General features: G+C 36.3%; 13 protein-coding genes and 2 pseudogenes. 13 read left to right on the plus strand and 2 right to left on the minus strand.

The window, feature by feature from the left end; translation table 11 throughout:
• Both BMY85_RS07280 and BMY85_RS16260 read right to left on the minus strand, forming a co-directional pair.
• Positions 1-244 (minus strand): annotated as a pseudogene (locus BMY85_RS07280) (IS21 family transposase); the annotation flags it as partial.
• Positions 245-440: 196 nt separating this feature from the next.
• Positions 441-1,623: pseudogene (locus BMY85_RS16260) on the minus strand (IS6 family transposase).
• A gap of 204 nt (positions 1,624-1,827) precedes the next feature.
• Here BMY85_RS16260 and BMY85_RS07290 point away from each other — a divergent pair.
• The 13 genes from BMY85_RS07290 (at position 1,828) to BMY85_RS07340 (ending at position 17,858) form a co-directional block, all read left to right on the plus strand.
• Entirely contained in the window at positions 1,828-2,625 is a 798-nt protein-coding gene (locus BMY85_RS07290; RefSeq protein WP_092477620.1) for a polysaccharide pyruvyl transferase family protein, read from the plus strand.
• 26 nt (positions 2,626-2,651) lie between these two features.
• Positions 2,652-2,816 (plus strand): hypothetical protein, encoded by a 165-nt coding sequence (locus BMY85_RS15570; protein ID WP_177180684.1) that lies wholly within the window; start codon positions 2,652-2,654, stop codon positions 2,814-2,816.
• Between the two features lie 506 nt (positions 2,817-3,322).
• Positions 3,323-5,239 (plus strand): alpha/beta fold hydrolase, encoded by a 1,917-nt coding sequence (locus BMY85_RS07295; protein ID WP_092477621.1) that lies wholly within the window; start codon positions 3,323-3,325, stop codon positions 5,237-5,239.
• Positions 5,236-5,787 (plus strand): DNA-3-methyladenine glycosylase I, encoded by a 552-nt coding sequence (locus BMY85_RS07300; protein ID WP_092477622.1) that lies wholly within the window; start codon positions 5,236-5,238, stop codon positions 5,785-5,787. The genes BMY85_RS07295 and BMY85_RS07300 overlap by 4 nt, the downstream gene beginning before the upstream one ends.
• A 19-nt stretch (positions 5,788-5,806) precedes the next feature.
• Positions 5,807-6,814: a cysteine peptidase family C39 domain-containing protein gene (locus tag BMY85_RS07305; RefSeq protein WP_092477623.1), complete on the plus strand. Its 1,008-nt coding sequence runs from the start codon at positions 5,807-5,809 to the stop codon at positions 6,812-6,814.
• Between the two features lie 36 nt (positions 6,815-6,850).
• Positions 6,851-9,277 (plus strand): hypothetical protein, encoded by a 2,427-nt coding sequence (locus BMY85_RS07310; protein WP_092477624.1) that lies wholly within the window; start codon positions 6,851-6,853, stop codon positions 9,275-9,277.
• A 75-nt stretch (positions 9,278-9,352) separates the two neighbouring features.
• Positions 9,353-9,592 (plus strand): phosphopantetheine-binding protein, encoded by a 240-nt coding sequence (locus tag BMY85_RS07315; protein ID WP_092477625.1) that lies wholly within the window; start codon positions 9,353-9,355, stop codon positions 9,590-9,592.
• A gap of 13 nt (positions 9,593-9,605) precedes the next feature.
• Positions 9,606-10,919 (plus strand): radical SAM protein, encoded by a 1,314-nt coding sequence (locus BMY85_RS15575; RefSeq protein ID WP_177180685.1) that lies wholly within the window; start codon positions 9,606-9,608, stop codon positions 10,917-10,919.
• Complete coding sequence (locus BMY85_RS07320) at positions 10,912-11,340, plus strand: VOC family protein (RefSeq protein ID WP_177180686.1); 429 nt, start codon at positions 10,912-10,914, stop codon at positions 11,338-11,340. Before BMY85_RS15575 ends, BMY85_RS07320 begins: the two co-directional genes overlap by 8 nt.
• A gap of 27 nt (positions 11,341-11,367) precedes the next feature.
• Positions 11,368-13,710, plus strand: coding sequence for a non-ribosomal peptide synthetase (locus BMY85_RS07325; RefSeq protein ID WP_092477627.1), 2,343 nt, complete (start codon positions 11,368-11,370; stop codon positions 13,708-13,710).
• 3 nt (positions 13,711-13,713) lie between these two features.
• Positions 13,714-15,360 carry a PhpK family radical SAM P-methyltransferase gene (locus BMY85_RS07330; protein ID WP_092477628.1) on the plus strand — a complete coding sequence of 549 codons (1,647 nt, stop codon included), beginning with the start codon at positions 13,714-13,716 and terminating at the stop codon, positions 15,358-15,360.
• A gap of 29 nt (positions 15,361-15,389) precedes the next feature.
• The gene (locus tag BMY85_RS15880) at positions 15,390-17,420 is read left to right on the plus strand and encodes a phosphopantetheine-binding protein (protein WP_242939696.1); all 2,031 of its coding nucleotides are present in this window, start codon (positions 15,390-15,392) and stop codon (positions 17,418-17,420) included.
• A 3-nt stretch (positions 17,421-17,423) separates the two neighbouring features.
• Positions 17,424-17,858 carry a VOC family protein gene (locus tag BMY85_RS07340; protein WP_092477629.1) on the plus strand — a complete coding sequence of 145 codons (435 nt, stop codon included), beginning with the start codon at positions 17,424-17,426 and terminating at the stop codon, positions 17,856-17,858.
• Positions 17,859-17,925: the final 67 nt, after the last annotated feature.

Below are 17,925 nucleotides of genomic sequence, written 5' to 3' on the forward strand. Positions count from 1 at the left end.
AATCGGAAAGCAGTTCTTCTATGATAGAATGAAAGTCATCTATAACAGATTTTTTCTTTCTTGTATGAGATTTTTCAAATCCATGCAGGTATTTGTCAACCGTTCGTCTATCGACGTTCCGTTCACGAGCAATTTGGCTCTTATTAATTTTCAATGTTGAATCCTCCAGAAAAGGTTTTAATTTAGTTAAATCATTTAAGGAATATATAGTTAAATCAGTGGTTATATTAGTTTGAATGATCATAATAGCGCCTCCTATCAGGAATCTATTATAATCAGCTTTTGTACATATTTATATTAGATTTTCTGTACTTATTTATGTTAGCATTTATAGGAACAGTTAAGTTTCACCGTCTGCTTCACAGCATTGTAGCATTGTTTCTATGTGCTATCAAGGGCACGTCCCTTCGGGATGGCTGGTATTCCCTCGGACTTGGAATCTAGGAACAGTCAGGCAGGTCAGTTTTTTGGAGCTGAAGAATTGTCTGCTGGCCTAAGAAAATAAGCATCTGCCACTTGGCAGGCATGTTTGGTGCATTTTCCAGCGTTTCAACCCTGTTCAGAACCTGATACTTGTTGTGTTTGTGTGGGCGCAGGAAGTTGTAGTAGGCAACCCACAGGGTAAGATCGTAGTTGGCACCGTTGTAGCTGTCAAAGCCGTTTGTAGGGCGGTAGGACATTTTGTAGGTGCGGTTCAGCCGTTCGATCATCTGTTTGTATGGTCGATGCTTCTTAGATACCTCATCATCATTGGTGAGGCCAATTACCTGTGTGATATCAAACTTGAATTTACCTTTCGATTCCAGATCAAACTGCTGGGCTGCAAGGGGATAGGCACTGTAGCCATCGGCAATGAATTTAAAGTTTTTTGGAAGCTTTTCTAAATGAAGAAATGCCTGGCGCATGGCAAGAATGCAGGGACCAACCCCGCGGTTGTCGGAAACCCGGTAGCCGATGATGGAGCGTGAAGCGGCATCCATGATGAACCAGATAAATCCTTTTACGCCACGAACCTTGATGTAGGTTTCGTCGGCGGTAAATACAGAGCTTTTTGGATAATGATAGTTGTCCACAAAAGGTTTTACGACAAGTGCTGCTGTCTTGCAGTAGCTGGCAACCTGCTGGTGTGAAATTTCAATTCCGTAGAGGTCTTTGAGAGCCTGTGCGGTCTTTCTTGTGAACCAGGGCATGGGAACAGTGGGGACATTTCAGAGTGTACTGTTTGTGAAAGCGGTTTTCTTCTGGTGAGAAGGCGGTCTGGCACACTTTGCATAGAATCTGGCCTTTCTTGCCATTGTTACGGTAGAGATAGGGCATGGGAGCGTTGCAGGAAGGGCAGTGGCAGTCTTCGGAGATGTCACATTCCTTGCGGCGTGCAACGGGTTTCAGCACCTTATTGTAGCGTTTGGCATAGTATTTTAAGAGGTCATTCCAGTCCCAGTCCTGCTTGTGGCAGATGACTTTTGGAAGATCATCGGTTTTAAATTTCTGGTACTCAGGGGAGTGGGAATCATCAAAAGCCCACTGCTTGAGATGGATGTATCTGCAGATAAATTTGATAAGAAAAATATTTTGTTGATAAAGGTATTGAATAATTTGTAGAAGATAAAGTATAATGTTCATGGCAATGATATCCTTTCATGTTGGGTTTGTTAGGCGATGAACATTATAACAGAAAAAGGGGGTCATTGCTTTTTTATTTGAAAAAAGTTAGAAATCCTTGAAAATAGAAGGTTTGAAAAATAGAAAAGGTAGTTAGGCTTTACACTACCTTATAGAAAGCGAGAGGAAGTTAATGAAGAAAATATATATATTCGTGCAGGTGTTTTGCCATATGAAACAGTTACTCCACAAGATTGTTTGATGAGAAATGTGGTAGGTGGCAATGCGGGAAACTTAGTGTATCAATATAGTGTATTTAATTCTCTTGCCACAGAGGATATGGAATTTGAAACAACTCGTTACCAGGCAAATTTAGAAGATGCAGAGCGTATCAGTCAAGAGTGTCAGGCATTCGTTATTCCATTAGCAGATGCATTTCGTCCGACTTTTATGCAATACTTAAAGGATTTGACCGCACTGATAAAGAAGCTTACTATTCCATGCATTGTAATTGGAGTAGGGATTCGTGCAGCTTATGAACCTGACTTTTCCGGTTTGGCATTCTTAGACGAAGATGTAAAGAATTTTGTAAATGCTGTATTAGAAAAGTCAGCTAAGTTAGGTTTGCGTGGAGAGTTTACAGCAACCTATTTAAAAAAATTAGGATATCGTGAAGAAAAAGATTTTACCATAATTGGTTGTCCTTCTGCTTACTTAAACGGAGCAGAGCTTTGTGTGAAAGAAGTTAAACTGAATACGGATTCTAAAGTTAGTCTTAATTCAGATATGTATCCCAATCTTCAATTTTCAGAGTTTCTTAGAAATGTTCAAAAAGATTATCCGAATTATCGTTTTGTAGGTCAGATTCATAATGAATTACGTTTGTTGTATACTGGTTGCCCATTTCCAGCAGGAGAGGCTTATCCTTGCAAGAATACAGAGTCACCTGCATATGTTAATCAGAATGCCAGATATTTTATCAATGTTCCATTGTGGATTGAGCATATGAAGAAAATGGATTAGATCATATATATAAACATGAGGATGGAGTGAATTACTTACAGCAAAGAATGGCTAGTGTGGATTTAAATCCAGGGGTAAAACCGTGGTTAGGCATTTTAGAGGAGGAGTATAGGTATCGAGTTGGATTAAGTTATGACTGGCTTGTAGATGAATGTTATAAGAAAAAAACAATTAAACTTTTAATAGTATAATAATTATAATAAGTAATTGCGAAGCTTATTCGCAATTTTAAACATTGACAAAGAAAAATTCTAGCAAAGTACGAATTTCAAAGTAAAATACGGAAAGTTGTGATTTTAGGTACACTTAAATAAGCCTTATGGCTTATGCAGTTGATAAGTCTTATGTTATAAGAGGTTTTAAGTTTCGAATGTATTCATAATGGTTGATTTTGTCTGCAAGAATACTGTAATAATCCAGGAAATACATGGAAGAATTAGATTAGAATGTAAGGTTTTCTCATTTTTAGTTCTGTGGTCTGCAAGGCAGAGGTTGTCTCCATAAGCTTGTAAAATACAAGCTGTAAATTATCTAAAAAATCCTGCTTAACTATACCTATAGCACATTTACGCATATGGAAATATAGGGTATGATAAAGACAATCTAATTCTGTTTCGGCGAATAGATATACAAGTGAATATAGAAAAACTGCGGTGGTCAAGATTCTGACAATTGAAAAAGCTAGGAGGAAATATTTTTGAAAAGAATAGTATTTTTCTTCAATATAAAAAGTTTTGTAGAACTTCGGTTAGCAGGACAGTTTATTGACAATGGGGATGTTGTTTACAGTAAAATCAGTAAATCCTTTTTTGATGTAGTATACGATATTCGGAATATTATGGAAAGAAAAGAATTTATTCGAATTCTTGAATGTATACATAGGATTACTTCAGAAATGGGTGGAAACGAAGACTATAAACAAATCTGCAAGGAACAGGAAGTTGTTGTCTGGCTTACGGACAGCTTTTGCGAACCAGTATTTCAATTTCAGCCATTCTCTGATGAAGTGAGGAAGCGACAGGAAGTAAAGAAGAGAGAAGAAGATAGGAAATATCTTCTTGGGGAGCTAAAGAATATTAAGGTCAGTGAACTTAACATAATTACTTCCATGTACAGAGACAGGGAGAAGGAACTTTCTTGCTTGTTGGAAAACATTATGGTACCAGTGAATTTTTATTATGTACCATGTTTGACCTATGATGTGGCAGATGGTGAAATGGATTTAATAAAGAGATGTGCGTATTGGCTTGCCTATTTCATAAGATGGGTTGAGCTAAGAATTCCAGATTATTTTTTAAAGCACAAACTTAATCTTCAGTATTATAAAAACAAAGTGCTCACCCTTGCAAATGAAATGGAACTGGTAAATTGGATTATGGAATGCTATAATAGAAAGGGGAAAAACAACAAATACTGGTTCCAATCAGGTGTTAAGGTTCTAGCTGAGTTTTTTTTAAGTAAGGTATGCGAGGGAGTTCAGAATGACAGCATAGAAAAAATCCAAATTGAATGGGTTGATTCTTTCAAGAAGCAGAACCTCATAGACAATCTGTTTCAGCGGATTATGGAGAGTTACCTTTCATTTTTGGTGGAAGAACAAAGGAACGAGGAGCATTGCAGCACGACAGAACTGGCTTCTGATGCTGGTTGGACATTATTTGCATGTACGAAAGATTCAGCTGTAAAATGTCTTTTAGAAAAACGGAGAACTGTACATAAAAATGTAAAAGTTATTACGATTGACGAGGAACAGAAATTAACTTACTACACAGTAGGCAATGGAATTCCGATTGTGATTGTGAATGCTTTGGGTGCATTTGTAGAAGCTTGGGATAATCTGATTTATGAGCTTGCCAAAAATTATTATGTTGTAATTTGGGATATCCGTGGGGTTGATACAGGTAATCAGGAATTATTTGCTAAAGGACTATTCGGAGTGGAATCACAAGTCAAGGATATAGAGAGAGTTGTGGCGAATGAAAAGTTACAGGATTTTCATTTATTAGCCTGGTGTTCGGGTGCAAAGTCATCAGTTATATATTCAGTACGGAATCCAGATAAAGTAAAGTCTCTCATGTTTTTGTGTGGTGATTTTGCACCTTATGATGGAATGAAGAAGATTTCGTCAAAGTTTCAGGACAATCTGCCTTTAGTAAAAGAGCTGTTAGATGGAAAGAGCAATCTGCTTAAAATTTATATGAATCTGATTTTTGATGGAATATTCCGAAATCCACCAGAAGAAATACCAATTGAAGAAGATTTTCAGTTTTTCGAAGTTCTGCCAGTTGAGTACAGGGATTATCTGTTAGCATTATTTCAGTCTGAGCAGCAGACTGCTAATTTTCTGCGGATCTGTATTGAATACTATGAACATGACATAACAGAGTATTTACAGCAAATAGAACACAATGTACTGCTTATTACAGCAGAACATGATAAGGTTGCTCCTATGGAGCAATCATACTGGGCTTATCAGCAGATAGAACATGCACAGATTTATTGTCTGCCTGCAGCAGTACATGTCATTATGATGGAAAGAAGCAGAGAAATAATGAATTATGTAAAGTATCACATTGATATGTGTGAGCAGAAAGAAAAGGGGAATTGGAAATGACAAAATTACGCAGATGCATATGGGTAGATGACTATACACAGAAATATCATGATGAGGAATGGGGAGAACCTGTTTACGATGACAGATTATTATTTGAAATGTTGGTACTGGAATCCTTTCAGGCAGGATTATCCTGGGTAATTGTTTTGAAGAAACGCGAAGGTTTCCGTGCCGCATTTGATAATTTTGATCCAGAACTTATTAAGGATTACTCACAGGAAAAGATAGAACAGTTGCAAACAGATGATCGTATCATAAAGAGCAAAGCAAAAATTGTAGCGACTGTAAATAATGCCAAAGTCTTCTTAGCAATACAGCAGGAATTTGGCAGTTTTGCCAATTATTTATGGAAGTTTACAGATAACAAGATTATAACCATTCATGATAATCAGTTACCAGAAGAATATCAGGGGCTAGCTGCTAAGATCTCGAAAAATTTAAAGAAAAGAGGGATGAAATTTATGGGAGAAGTTACAACCTACTCTTATCTGCAGGCTATTGGTGTTGTGAATAACCATGATAGTTTCTGTTATAAGTGCCAGGGGTAAAAGCTCTCGGAATGTAGTCATGAAAAAAATAGAACATATGGAACCATTCAATGAATTTTTTTATCGGGATTGTTATTATAATTCTTTATTCTCAATCCTTAAGCATTTTGAAGTTGATATATGGTCAGTAATTGCCAATGAGGTATTTTTATATTGCAGTACTCCTGAAAACTGCTTACATGGGACAGCCAGTTATCTATGTGCAAAGTCAATGGATCTGGTCTTGCGGGAACAAAATGTGAAATGCAGTTATGTTTACCAGCGAGAGAATATTATTCAACATGCGATTGAGGCCATAGACTATGACAGTCCAGTAATTGCCTTGGTAGACTGTTATGAGGAGGAGATAAGGAAAGATTTTTTCCATAAGGAACACTTGGATCATAGTATGTTGCTCTATGGATATGACGAAGTGGAAAAAGAGTTCATTGTAATGGAGCAGACGAAAAAAAATACTTTGAATTATTCCGAGAAGAGAATATCATTTCAAAGTTTGGAAAATGCTATAAATAGTTATCAAGAATTATATGGAAGACACAAAGCAGATGAGCCGTTACTCACCTGCTTTTCTTATGCCAAAAATGTAAAAAAACAAGAAATTGAAAGCATAAAGGAATCTGCTAAGTCCATATATGCAAGAAACTATCTTAAGATGTTACCTGAATTTGCAGTGCAGGACATGATAAGGATGCAGATGAAGAACAAGCTGTCGGAATATCTGTCGGATGGAGAGTATGCTGACGGGGTAATGGAGGAAGTTCTTGAGAGCCTAAATGCAATCAACAATGCATATCTTGTTGAGAAAATAAAATGGAATTTATTTTTGGAGAATAGAGAGCTAGAACAGCTTTTAGAGTCCATCTTAAGCAATTGGCAAGTGGTCCGTCTGGCAATTCTGAATACGATTTTCGAGGGAAATAACCTAGAAGAGAAAAGAAAAGAGGCAAAGAAGAAACTGATTCTATTAGAAGAGGAGGAGAAAAAACTAAATAACTTAGTTTTTTTTTATTTGACCAAAAATCTATGAAAAAACGCATAAAGCAAAGAAACGAGGTGATTGATAATGGAATATAAAGGAGTCCAGTTCCAGTGTGAGAATATTCATATAGAACAATATCTTGTGCTTGATGTGGAACAAGAAATATCCTTTGATTTGTTTTCTTTGGAGATACCTTCCAGGGTGCAGGACAAAATCAATTTGATGGAAGAACAGAAGGAAATGAATTTTCAAGTGTTTGAAGATACGAATATTTATTACGCCAATGATCTTAGCCGATTTGGAGAACAGAACACGGTTTATCTTTACGCAAAGGTTTTGACTGGATTTGCTCAAAAGGCATTTTTAGAAAGAGACATGCCAGGATTTAGTAAACTTTGGCTCAATGGAAGGCTGATTGATGCCTGTTCCGAAAGGCAGCAGGCAGTGCAGTATCAAGTACAGCTTAAGAGTGGGATAAACCATATTGTTTTAGCATTCCACAGAATACGTAAGAGTGTATTTCCGCCCTATGTATATCTTAACTTGTTGCCTTATGAGAATATAAACCATGAGTGTTTTCCTTTTCGCAGAAAGGAAATCTATCAGAAAGAGCATGTTTTGTTGCCAAGCCAGTATGATGACAAGGAGCAGATGCTTTGGTTCTTCCTGATACCACACAATAGTGACAGGCAGGAATATTCCATTATAATTGAGAAAAACCAGAGTGTGTATGATGAAATAATAATAGAACCATTTAAGCCATATAAAGTATCTGTTCCGTTACAAGAGAATGAATTGATGCAGGTAAAGGCAGTATGTGATGTTTTCACATATGCACCTGAAATTTATATAAAGCTGCCAGAGAAGAAAGTAGAACAGATAGTAGAACAAGCAATTCATTATATAGCATATCACAAAGAATGCAAGGAAGAGTGTTTTGGAAGGATTGCAAAAATCCAGAATGATTTAACATTCGAGAAAGATATATACCAGCTTTGTCAGGAACTGATGCAGATTTTCAATGGAAAACCATTAGAAGAAAAAATAATTAAGAGTGTATATTACTTATCAGATTTAGATTTATCCTATCAGGAAATGCAGGTTATGCTCCCCGCTGATTATGACAGAGATAAAACGTATCCTGTTATTTTTTGCCTTGGAATTCTAGATTTTGATTATATAAAGCTTGAGGAATTACCAAAAGAGCATATCATTGTAAATCTTTCAGGAAGAGGTATTCTAGGTGGAAGTTATATAAGTGAAGCTGCATATTTTGAAGGAATTGAGAAGATAAAACAGCTGTATGAGATAGATACAGACAGAATCTTTCTGATAGGAAAAAGTAATGGTGGTTATGGAGTATGGTCTCTGATTCAGAACTATCCTGACTTAGCAGCAGCAGCATTTCCAATATCGGGATATCCGTACGAGCCAAACATAAGAAATGTCGCAAATTTAGATGTGTACAATGTGATTTCCAATATGGACAGCTGCTATACAGGAAAAGAAACCGTGCTAAAAGAGCAGCTTGGAACCAATGACCGTTATAAGGAAATACGAGAGGATGGACTTCTTCATCACACGGTTACGAATTTTTCAATATACGATATTGAGGCGATATTCCAAGGAAAGATAAGAGAAGAGTATCCCAAGGAAATTTATTTCCGTACGGAACGCAATCGGAATATCAAAGCATACTGGATTTCTATCTGGGGAATTCAGAAAGGACAAAAGAGTGGATTGGTAAAAGCAAAAATACAAGAGGATGGTAATATTCTTCTCATTACAAAACATACAGAAGGAATTACAGTAGTTCTCCCACCAGAAGTGAACAAAAGAAAATTTTATGTGAATGTGAATGGTAATCTGGTATGGTTCTACAAATATAACAGAAATGAGATCGAAATTCGATTCCATGAAAAAGGTTCCTTTAAGATAAATCCCGATAGAAAACCTGAGAGAGACATGGCTAAGGGAAATGGACTTCTTGATGTATATACTGGTTCGGTACGGATTGTGGTGCCAAAGTGGTATTCGGACAAAGAGATGAGTGTTGCGAAAAAGTTCCAGTCACCAAAAAGTAATGGATATTACAACAGCATTCACGTCTGTTACCCGATTTATCAGACGGATACCATAAAGGAAGAACAAAAAAGCAAGAATCTGATTCTTATCAATCTGGATAGGAAACAGCTGGAAGAACAATATGGAATTTCATTGAACCGTTATATTTCGTTTGAACAAGAAGGATTTTTTTATGAAGGAAAAGAATACTGTGGACAATATTGTGTGATGCAGGTGATTGAAAATCCATCTAGGAAAGAGAGCAGTATTCTGCTCGTCAATACCAATGATGAGACGATGTTCCGCCACAATATGTTTCTTCGCAAGATTGCAATCCCGTTTGTTGTTTATGGGATGCATGAATACTGGAATAATGTAGCATTGATCCAGTGGCAGGATGATTTTTATGGGGTTTATGAATGGGGAAATGTTATGAAACCACTATAGAACATAAAGAGGGAAGTATTTGCAATATAATGCTTTATATTATAAATGCTTTAGATAAAAAAGGAGGACAAATGTATGACAATTGAAAAAGTTAAGTCAATAATGAAAACAATCATGATTGAAAAATTATCAATTGAGCTGCAGGAGGCTGATTATGAAAAAAAATTATTAGAGCTGGGGTTAAATTCTCTGCTTTTCATTAAGCTTCTTATAAACATGGAAAAAGAGCTGGATGTGGAATTTCCTGAGGAAATAATTGATCCAAATGGAGTAACCAATCTAAATCAGTTGGCACAGATTGTTTTATCTATGTAAAAGGAGGAGAACTATGTTTATTGATCAGATTATAACAGAGATTTGGAAACCAGTTACAAAACAATATAAGGAGGCATATGAAGCAGCAAAAAAACTTAGTGCAGAGGAACTGTACGAAAGACATATTGCGTCTGAAATGAAGTATTTTCCATATATTGGTGTAAATATGAATTATATTGACACATGTGGATGCCCATATAGAATGGCAGGAGGTCAGTTATCCGGTTGTAGTATGTGTGATTATCAGTCAGAACTTGCAAAACGTCAGGGAAGTCTGCTGGCTCTTAGGGAAATGTCTCCTGCTTTGTATGCCAAAGCAGTCAAACAAGGATTTATCAACTCACGAGGGGAAAATGCAAAAAGCAATGTAATTGAGAATGTATCTGGTTATGATTCGCTTGACCATAGTGAGGTACCAGAAGAATTATGTGAAGAGTTATTCAGAGAGGACATTTTTGAAGATGCACCTTTTATTTATAATGTAGAGGCTAGAGCATCAACTGTTACAGAAGAGAGACTTAAGTCGTTTAAAAAATCTGTTGCCAACCGAAAACGTGTTTCCATTGATTTTGGTGTTGAAGTATCTGATGAATGGATTCGAAATGAATGGCTAAACAAGAGTGTAACAAATGCACAAATCCAAGATGCAGTGGAACTGTTGCATAAGAATAAGTTTAAGGCAGTTGGGAATGTACTGTTTGGAGTGCCAGGATTAACAGAAGAACAGATGATAGAAGTGTTTGTCAATTCTGTATTATGGATGGACAGTATCGGAATAGATAAAATTGTCATTCATGTACTAAACCGTAAGCAGTATACATTGCAAGGATACATTTATCAGAAGCTTCGAAATGATGAGGAACTGTTGGAAAAAGGATTGGTTCAGGGTGAACATACAGGACTTCCTTGGGTATTTTCTGTCATTCGTGGACTAGAAAAGCTCTATAGGAAAAAGTCAGATATTTTCAAGAAAGCAGTTGTAACAAGAGTGGATGTGAACTTTAACTCTATTTCAAATAAAATCTGTTACAATGAAGCCGAAGGAGAAGAGAGTAACAAATACATTGATTATATTAACGGTTTGGCATTGAATAATAAATATGATACTCTTAAAGAGATGGTAGAAACCATAAAACAGGATACTGCGTATAAGGCGTATGAAGCATTACTTGAAAAACAGAAGAAATGTGGTAGCTTTGCAGATACATTTAAGCTTATGGGGAAAAAACTGGCTCAGTGTGTTGGTGGAGACAATTGGGAAACTTTATACTCTGAATTTGAGATTCCAGAAAAATTTATGCAGGAAAGAGGAAATAAAAATGAATAAGAAACGGTTACCAGAAAAGTATAGACTTCATCATATTGGGATTGTAGTCAAGGATGTTCATACAGCATTAAGAACATATCTGGACCACTTTGAGAGAACGGATATAACGTACAAATTCGAATTTGTTCCATCTCAGAAGGTGGAAATCTGTATGATAAGTACACTTGATCAGACAACAGTGGAATTCATAGAACCAGCAGGTGAAGATTCACCTGTTTTTGAATTTTCCAGAGATGGCGGAGGTTTACATCATCTATGCTATGAAACTGAAGATATTGAATCTGCCATTAAGGAGCTAGACATGAAGATAATTGAGAAGCCTGTTATTGGATTTGAAAGCAGGAAAATTGCATTTGTTTTCGAAAAGACAGGTGACATGGGTGTGTCTTTAATAGAATTGGCACAAACAAAAAACAATTAATCAGGAGAAAGAAGGGAGAATTTGGTTATGAATAAACTTGAGATATGTGGACAGCTCATTTACAGGGTATCAGAAGAATCTGTTACACTAGAGAATACGATGTTAGCCTGTTATGCAGTTCTGTTATCCAGAATGTATCAGAAGAATCAAGTAAGAATTCATGTAAAGAAGGGTGACAAAGCCTGCAACGTAAACTTTGAAGTAGAAGAGGATACGACAATAAAAGAGCTGATATGTCAGATGAAGCTGGAAACACTTTGTGATAAAAAACAATGTGCAGATGGCTTTTTTCATTATATAAAATCAGAAGTGGCTGAAGGCATGGAAAAGGAAGATAATCCAGTATGTGGCTGGCATCTTCAGTGTACGGAAAGGCAGAATGTAATTGAGATGCAGTTTTTGTGCAATGGATTCTGTGACACTTATTACAGGCTGATGTGTGGGCGGATGGATAAGCTAGTTGCACAGTTTACTTATGATGCAAATATGAAAGTTAAAGACCTAGATTGGAAAGCCAGAGAAGAAGCTCTTCTGCTCAATGAGTTTACAAAGATAACACGTAATGAGATAGATGATGTTACCTTTCATGAATTATTTGAAAGACAGGCAGCCAGTCATCCAGAGCGCATAGCTGTGCAGTGTGGGGCGGAATCTATTACATTTCAGGAGCTAAATGAACGTGCTAATCAAGTTGCACATTATATTTGTGAAATGTTAAGTGGCAGCCAGTCTTTTATTGGAGTATTTATGGAACGATCCATTGCATTTATTACGGCCATTCTTGGTATTATCAAATCAGGAAACGGTTATGTGCCAATCGATCCGGATACATTAAATCCAGGACATAACGGTGTATTTCCTACAAAGCGACTTAAATTTATGTTGGATGATATTCAGATGGAAATGATTGTTACTAATGACAAATACGAAGCATACCTTCCAGCGGGCAGCCAGCTCATGCTTAATGTGGATAAGGATATCCTTAGCTGTTATCCAAAGGAGAATCTAGATTTTCCAATCCATAAAGGTAACATTATATATGGAATCTATACATCTGGTTCCACAGGTTATCCTAAGTTATCCATTGTAGAACATAAGTCAGTAATTAACCTGTATCAGAATTTAGTGAAATATACATATCCATGTCTAGATGGAGTTGAAGTACCAGTCGTATCACAAAATGCACCATTTGGTTTTGATGCATCAGTACAGGAACTTGTTGGACTCCTTCATGGATATTGTGTCGCAATTATTCCAGAAGCAGTTCGGAATTCTGTTCATAAGATGCTTCAGTACCTGAAAGACAAGAAGGTAAATGTTTTTGACTGTACACCATCTCAGATGGATTTACTTCTAGAACAGCATATTCTGGATACCTGTCGTGATAATCTGAAACTTGTTCTTTTAGGTGGAGAAGCGATTCCTGCGAAAATGTGGAATGTTCTCCGAGAAGAAAAAGAAATTCAAATATTCAATGTATATGGACCTACTGAATGCACGGTTGACACTACATTCTATAAAATAAACGGCTGCGAATATGATTACCCAGTTCTTGGACGTCCGATCGATAATATGCAGATTTTCATTCTGGATGAGAATTTCAAAGAAGTACCTATTGGCTGCGAAGGAGAAATTTTTATTGCAGGAGAAGGTGTTTCGAGAGGATATTTTAACAGACCTGAACTAAATAAAAAATCCTTCTTGGCGGATGCGCCAGTTCAGTTTGAAGGCAGATATCTCTATCGTTCAGGAGATAAAGGAATTTACCTGTGTGATGGAACTATTCAGTATATGGGGAGACTTGACAGCCAGGTTAAGATACGAAGCCACAGAATTGAGCTGAATGAAATTACAACCATACTGAACCAGCATCAAAACATTAAGGATTCCCTTGTTGTCCTAGATAAAAGTACAGGCTATGAAAAAATCATTGCTTACATCAGATGGAAAGAGGCAAAGGAATTTGATATCGAGGAGCTGTCTCCTTACTTAGCACAGTATCTGCCATCTTATATGATTCCAAATCATTATATGGAAATTTATAAATGGCCTTTGACAGCCAATAATAAGATTGACCGGGCAAGACTCCCGCTTCCAGGTAAAATACGGAAAGAAAAAATGGAGAATGGAAATGCTCCAAAAGATGAGTTACTGAAAGGGATCACGGAAATTGTCTGCCGAATACTTAAGGTAGATAATATTCAACCTAATGAAAATTTTATGTTACTAGGTGGAGATAGTTTGCGGGTTATGACATTATTAGCTGAAATACTTTCATCTTATGGAGTTGAGGTTGATTTTGAGGATTTCTTTACGAATCCAACAATCTCCTATTTATATAAGAAGGTTAAGGAAGGAGGAGAGGTATAAAGTATGGATGTAGCAGGAATCATTATCGGATTCAATGATGAAAAAATGGAAACTATAATTAAAAGGATTGAGCCATATAAAACAAAAGGTGCATCTTATGAACATATGATTTCCAGATCTGCGTTAGTGGATGGAAAACGCCTCAAATATAGTGAACTTGTCACAGAAAGTATTACTCGGTCACTGGGGATGAAAAGTGATTTGTCTATTTACAGAATGCCAAATATGGCAGTTCATTACATCTGTAACTATTTCCAGAACCGAAATGTAATCATTGAACCAATTAATAATTACAATTTCGGCAAGGAGAGACTTCGCTATCTGCTTCAGAACAGTACACCGAAGTTCGTTGCAGTTTCTTCTACTTGTATCGTGGAAGCAGCTCCACTTCGAGAAGAAATAGAATACATAAGAAGCATTAACCCAGATGTAACAGTAATTGTAGGTGGACCATTTATCAACAGTATTAATTATGAGTATCATGATGAACAGCAGAAATATCTTTTGCAGCGAATTGGAGCAGATATTTTTATCCATGAACGTCAGGGAGAAGAAACCTTATATCGTGTTTATTTGGAATTATGTAAAGAGAAACCAGATTTGGCTTCTGTACCAAATATTTTATATAGGGAAGGAAACGAAATCCGAAGAACTGTAAAACAGGCAGAAAACCTGTCACTGGATATGGATCCAGTTAAGAAATTTACATTTTATGAAAATCACATTTTGCCACCAGTCTATGTGAGGACAGCCATTAGCTGCAGCCTGCATTGTGCATTCTGTCGTTATCCAATTCTTGGTGGAGAACTTATGTACATGCAGTTGGAGTCCATTGAAAAGAACTTTGATTATATTCACTCCATAGGTGTGAAGTACATTACCTTCATTGACGACTCCTTGAATATTCCGCTTGAAAGATTTAAGGCAATTATGCGTCTTATGATCCGCAAACAGTACAATTTCCGTTGGTGTTCCTTTTTCCGTATTTCTCATTCTGATGAGGAAACTTACGAGTTGATGGAACAGTCAGGATGTTTAGGAGTTATTCTGGGAATTGAATCAGGAAGCAATACCATTCTTAAGAATATGGACAAACGTGTTACTCGCGAAAAATTGTTCTGGGGTATCCAGCAGCTAACAAAGCACCATATTATCAGCTATGCATCTTGTGTAATTGGTTTTCCAGGTGAAACGAAAGAAACAGCAGCAGAAACCATCCGTTTTATCAGAGAAGCAAAACCTACGTTCTATGATTTGCAGTGCTGGTTTTTCGAAAATGCAGTTCCAATTAACGATGAAAAAAAATATTACAATTTAGAAGGTTATGGATACAGTTGGTCTCATAAAGACATGAACAGTGCAGAGGCAGGAAAAATCGTTACAGAAGCAATTCGTTCTATAGATGAAACATATTTCATGCCAGCACTGTCGTTTAATTTATGGTCACTTGCCTACTATATATCACAAGGAGCTACTATTAAGGAATTCTTTGAGTTCTCCAATATATTCAAAAACTTAATTAGTACAGAGCAAGATCAGGTAAATGAGTTTTACCAACAGAATGTAGATAAGCTTATGCAAGTATTCCGTAACAATAAGGCACTGGAAGCAAACTTGCGGATGCGGAATTCTTCGAAACAGGATGTTTAGTATAAAAAGAAGAAAAGGCAGGAACCAGTATGGAAAAAGTGTTTGCATTTACAGGAATTTATAGTGAAATGGAACAGCAGATAGCAAGTGCTTTGTCGGCTGCATATCAGATTCCAGTATATGATTTAGAAAGAAATAAAGGTGAACTAGTAGGAGATAGAGTGATTTTATGGTGTTTTGATCATCTTGTTTTTTTTGGTGCTACCTATATGGAGACGATGCAGGAAAAGTTTGAACAGTACAAGTTATGGATTGCCAAGGTGCTAAAAAACTTTCTAATTGAAGAGATACACTTAGTAGGAAGTATATACCAGGAAAGAGAAGCAGATGCTAAGAAAAAATCTGTATTTCAGCTTCAGCAGGAGTTGGAAAAATATCTTTGTAAGATTGCAAAAGAAAATCAGATACCAGTCCGGATTTATCAAACTCCTTATCTGGAGTTTGGTGAAGGAATGCCTGAGGATGGTGATATACGAAGTATTCTCGACTTAAGAATTCAAGATTTTGTTACTTGGGTTAACGATAGAATTCCTTCTTACTTTGAAGAATATCCATTGTTACTTTGTGAGAATGGAAACAGTGAAGTTTACAGCATTGAGAAAGAAAGTATTGTGAAAGAGATTGTAAAATTGGCAAGTAAGCCGATACAAGAAGATAAGGAATGTTATCAGCTGAGAAATGACAAAACAATATCATTGTCCGTATATTGTCAAGAACGACTCCGATTACAGTATAGGATAGACTCTAGACTGGATAAACAAGAAAAACTTGGAGTTATTGATCGTATTTTCTGGAACATCTATCAGGAATACATCCCAAAATTCCAACTGAAACCTGAAGAAAAGAAGAAAATCTTATATTCTATAAATGAGCATATTGATACAGAAGAAGTTGAGCAGAATGAAGTTCCTTTGCAACAAAAACAAGTGCTTTTACAGAATGGAAAAGAGTTAGTGTACTACACAGTAGGACAAGGAACTCCTATTCTAATTGTAAATGCATATGGAGTAGATTACAAAGCATGGAATCCATTGGTTTCCATGCTTTCCAGACACTACTATATGATCTACTGGAATATAAGAGGGATGTATGATATTGAGAAACCAGGTGAAGAGAAAGACTACATCTGTGGTGTAATGGATCAGGTCAAAGATATTGAGGCAGTCATTGAGAAGGAAGGAATCAGTAAGTTTCATTTGATGTCATGGTGTTCTGGTGCAAAAGCTGCTGTATTTTATAATATTTATCATCCAGAAAAACTATTGTCACAGATTTTTGTATGTGGGGAATTCGCACCATTTGAGGGAAGTAAACCATATCATTCAAAATTCCGTGAGAATATACAGCTTATTGCAGAGCTGATTCATAATAATCCTAAAATGTTGGATTTCTATATGAAAATTATACATAACGGTATGTTTAACAGGCCGATTAAAGATACAGAAGCATTAAGCGGAAACTATATTTATGAGATTATGCCAGCGAAACATAGAGAGTGTCTCCTGGCTCCATTTTCAATAAAAGAAACCATGGTGAATTTTTTAAATATGTGTATGGAATACTACACATACGATATAACAGAATTGTTGCAGCAGATAGAGACGCCAGTTTTATTCATTGGTGCAGAATGTGATCAGGTAGCTCCTTATATGCAGTCTGGATTTGCTTCTTCAAATGTAAAAAATTCACAATTCTCATGTCTTGTTTCAGGAACGCATTTAGTAATTTTAGAGCGTACCAAAGACGTATACAGGCTGATTCGACAGCACATGAAATATGTTGTTTCATTGGAAGGAGGTGAGAACATGAATATGAGAGAAACTGTGAAAGAGTATCTTTTAGCAAATGTTATTCATGATGTAGAGGATTTAGAAGATAACCAGCAGCTGATTGATAGTGGTTTTATTGATTCTATCAGTATTGTTAAGGTAATTATTTTCTTTGAAAATGAATTTGGTATTTCCTTTACTGAAGAAGATATGGCACCAGCTAATTTTGAAACATTAGGTGCAATGGTAGCAACTATAGAGAAAAAGATAAGTGAAAAGGACAGGAGATAACAGATGTTACTGCATGTTGATATTTTTGTAAACTCTATGGAGGAGATGATTGATTTTTACTGTGGTAAATTAGGAATGGAAATTGTGGCAGATCATGTAGTTTCTGGAGAACTGGTACGCTTTGCATCAGAAAACCGCTATGATTCATATCGGATTGTATTATTACGAATATCAAAAAGTGGTGCAATGATTGAACTGCTTCAGTACGTAAAATATGGAGTTCCATGTAAGGTGATAGAAAAAAGATCTGCGACAATAACGCTTCTGACCCTTTCTATTGAGAATAAAATCAAGCAGCTTAAGCAGCTTGGAGTTGAGAGGGAAAGTGAAATATTTGAAGTAGATATTCCAAAAGCAGGAAAGTCAAGAATTGTATTTTACAAAGATCCAGAAGGAAACAGGATTGAATTTCTTCAAATGGTTGAGGAATTTACCTAGAGAAGAAAACATTTGTGATTGCGATAGAAGATAAACTATCAAAGTCAATAAGTAAATGAAAAAAGTT

Origin of the sequence: [Clostridium] polysaccharolyticum, from assembly GCF_900111595.1 — a bacterium.
Lineage (GTDB): Bacteria > Bacillota > Clostridia > Lachnospirales > Lachnospiraceae > Clostridium_AI > Clostridium_AI polysaccharolyticum.

Excerpts from the sequence above, each read along its gene's own strand:
- BMY85_RS07340 (WP_092477629.1), top strand. The coding sequence starts at position 17,424 with ATGTTACTGCATGTTGATATTTTTGTAAACTCTATGGAGGAGATGATT.
- BMY85_RS07325 (WP_092477627.1), top strand. The coding sequence starts at position 11,368 with ATGAATAAACTTGAGATATGTGGACAGCTCATTTACAGGGTATCAGAA.
- BMY85_RS07315 (WP_092477625.1), top strand. The coding sequence starts at position 9,353 with ATGACAATTGAAAAAGTTAAGTCAATAATGAAAACAATCATGATTGAA.
- BMY85_RS15575 (WP_177180685.1), top strand. The coding sequence starts at position 9,606 with ATGTTTATTGATCAGATTATAACAGAGATTTGGAAACCAGTTACAAAA.
- BMY85_RS07305 (WP_092477623.1), top strand. The coding sequence starts at position 5,807 with ATGAAAAAAATAGAACATATGGAACCATTCAATGAATTTTTTTATCGG.
- BMY85_RS15880 (WP_242939696.1), top strand. The coding sequence starts at position 15,390 with ATGGAAAAAGTGTTTGCATTTACAGGAATTTATAGTGAAATGGAACAG.
- BMY85_RS07320 (WP_177180686.1), top strand. The coding sequence starts at position 10,912 with ATGAATAAGAAACGGTTACCAGAAAAGTATAGACTTCATCATATTGGG.
- BMY85_RS07310 (WP_092477624.1), top strand. The coding sequence starts at position 6,851 with ATGGAATATAAAGGAGTCCAGTTCCAGTGTGAGAATATTCATATAGAA.
- BMY85_RS07300 (WP_092477622.1), top strand. The coding sequence starts at position 5,236 with ATGACAAAATTACGCAGATGCATATGGGTAGATGACTATACACAGAAA.
- BMY85_RS07330 (WP_092477628.1), top strand. The coding sequence starts at position 13,714 with ATGGATGTAGCAGGAATCATTATCGGATTCAATGATGAAAAAATGGAA.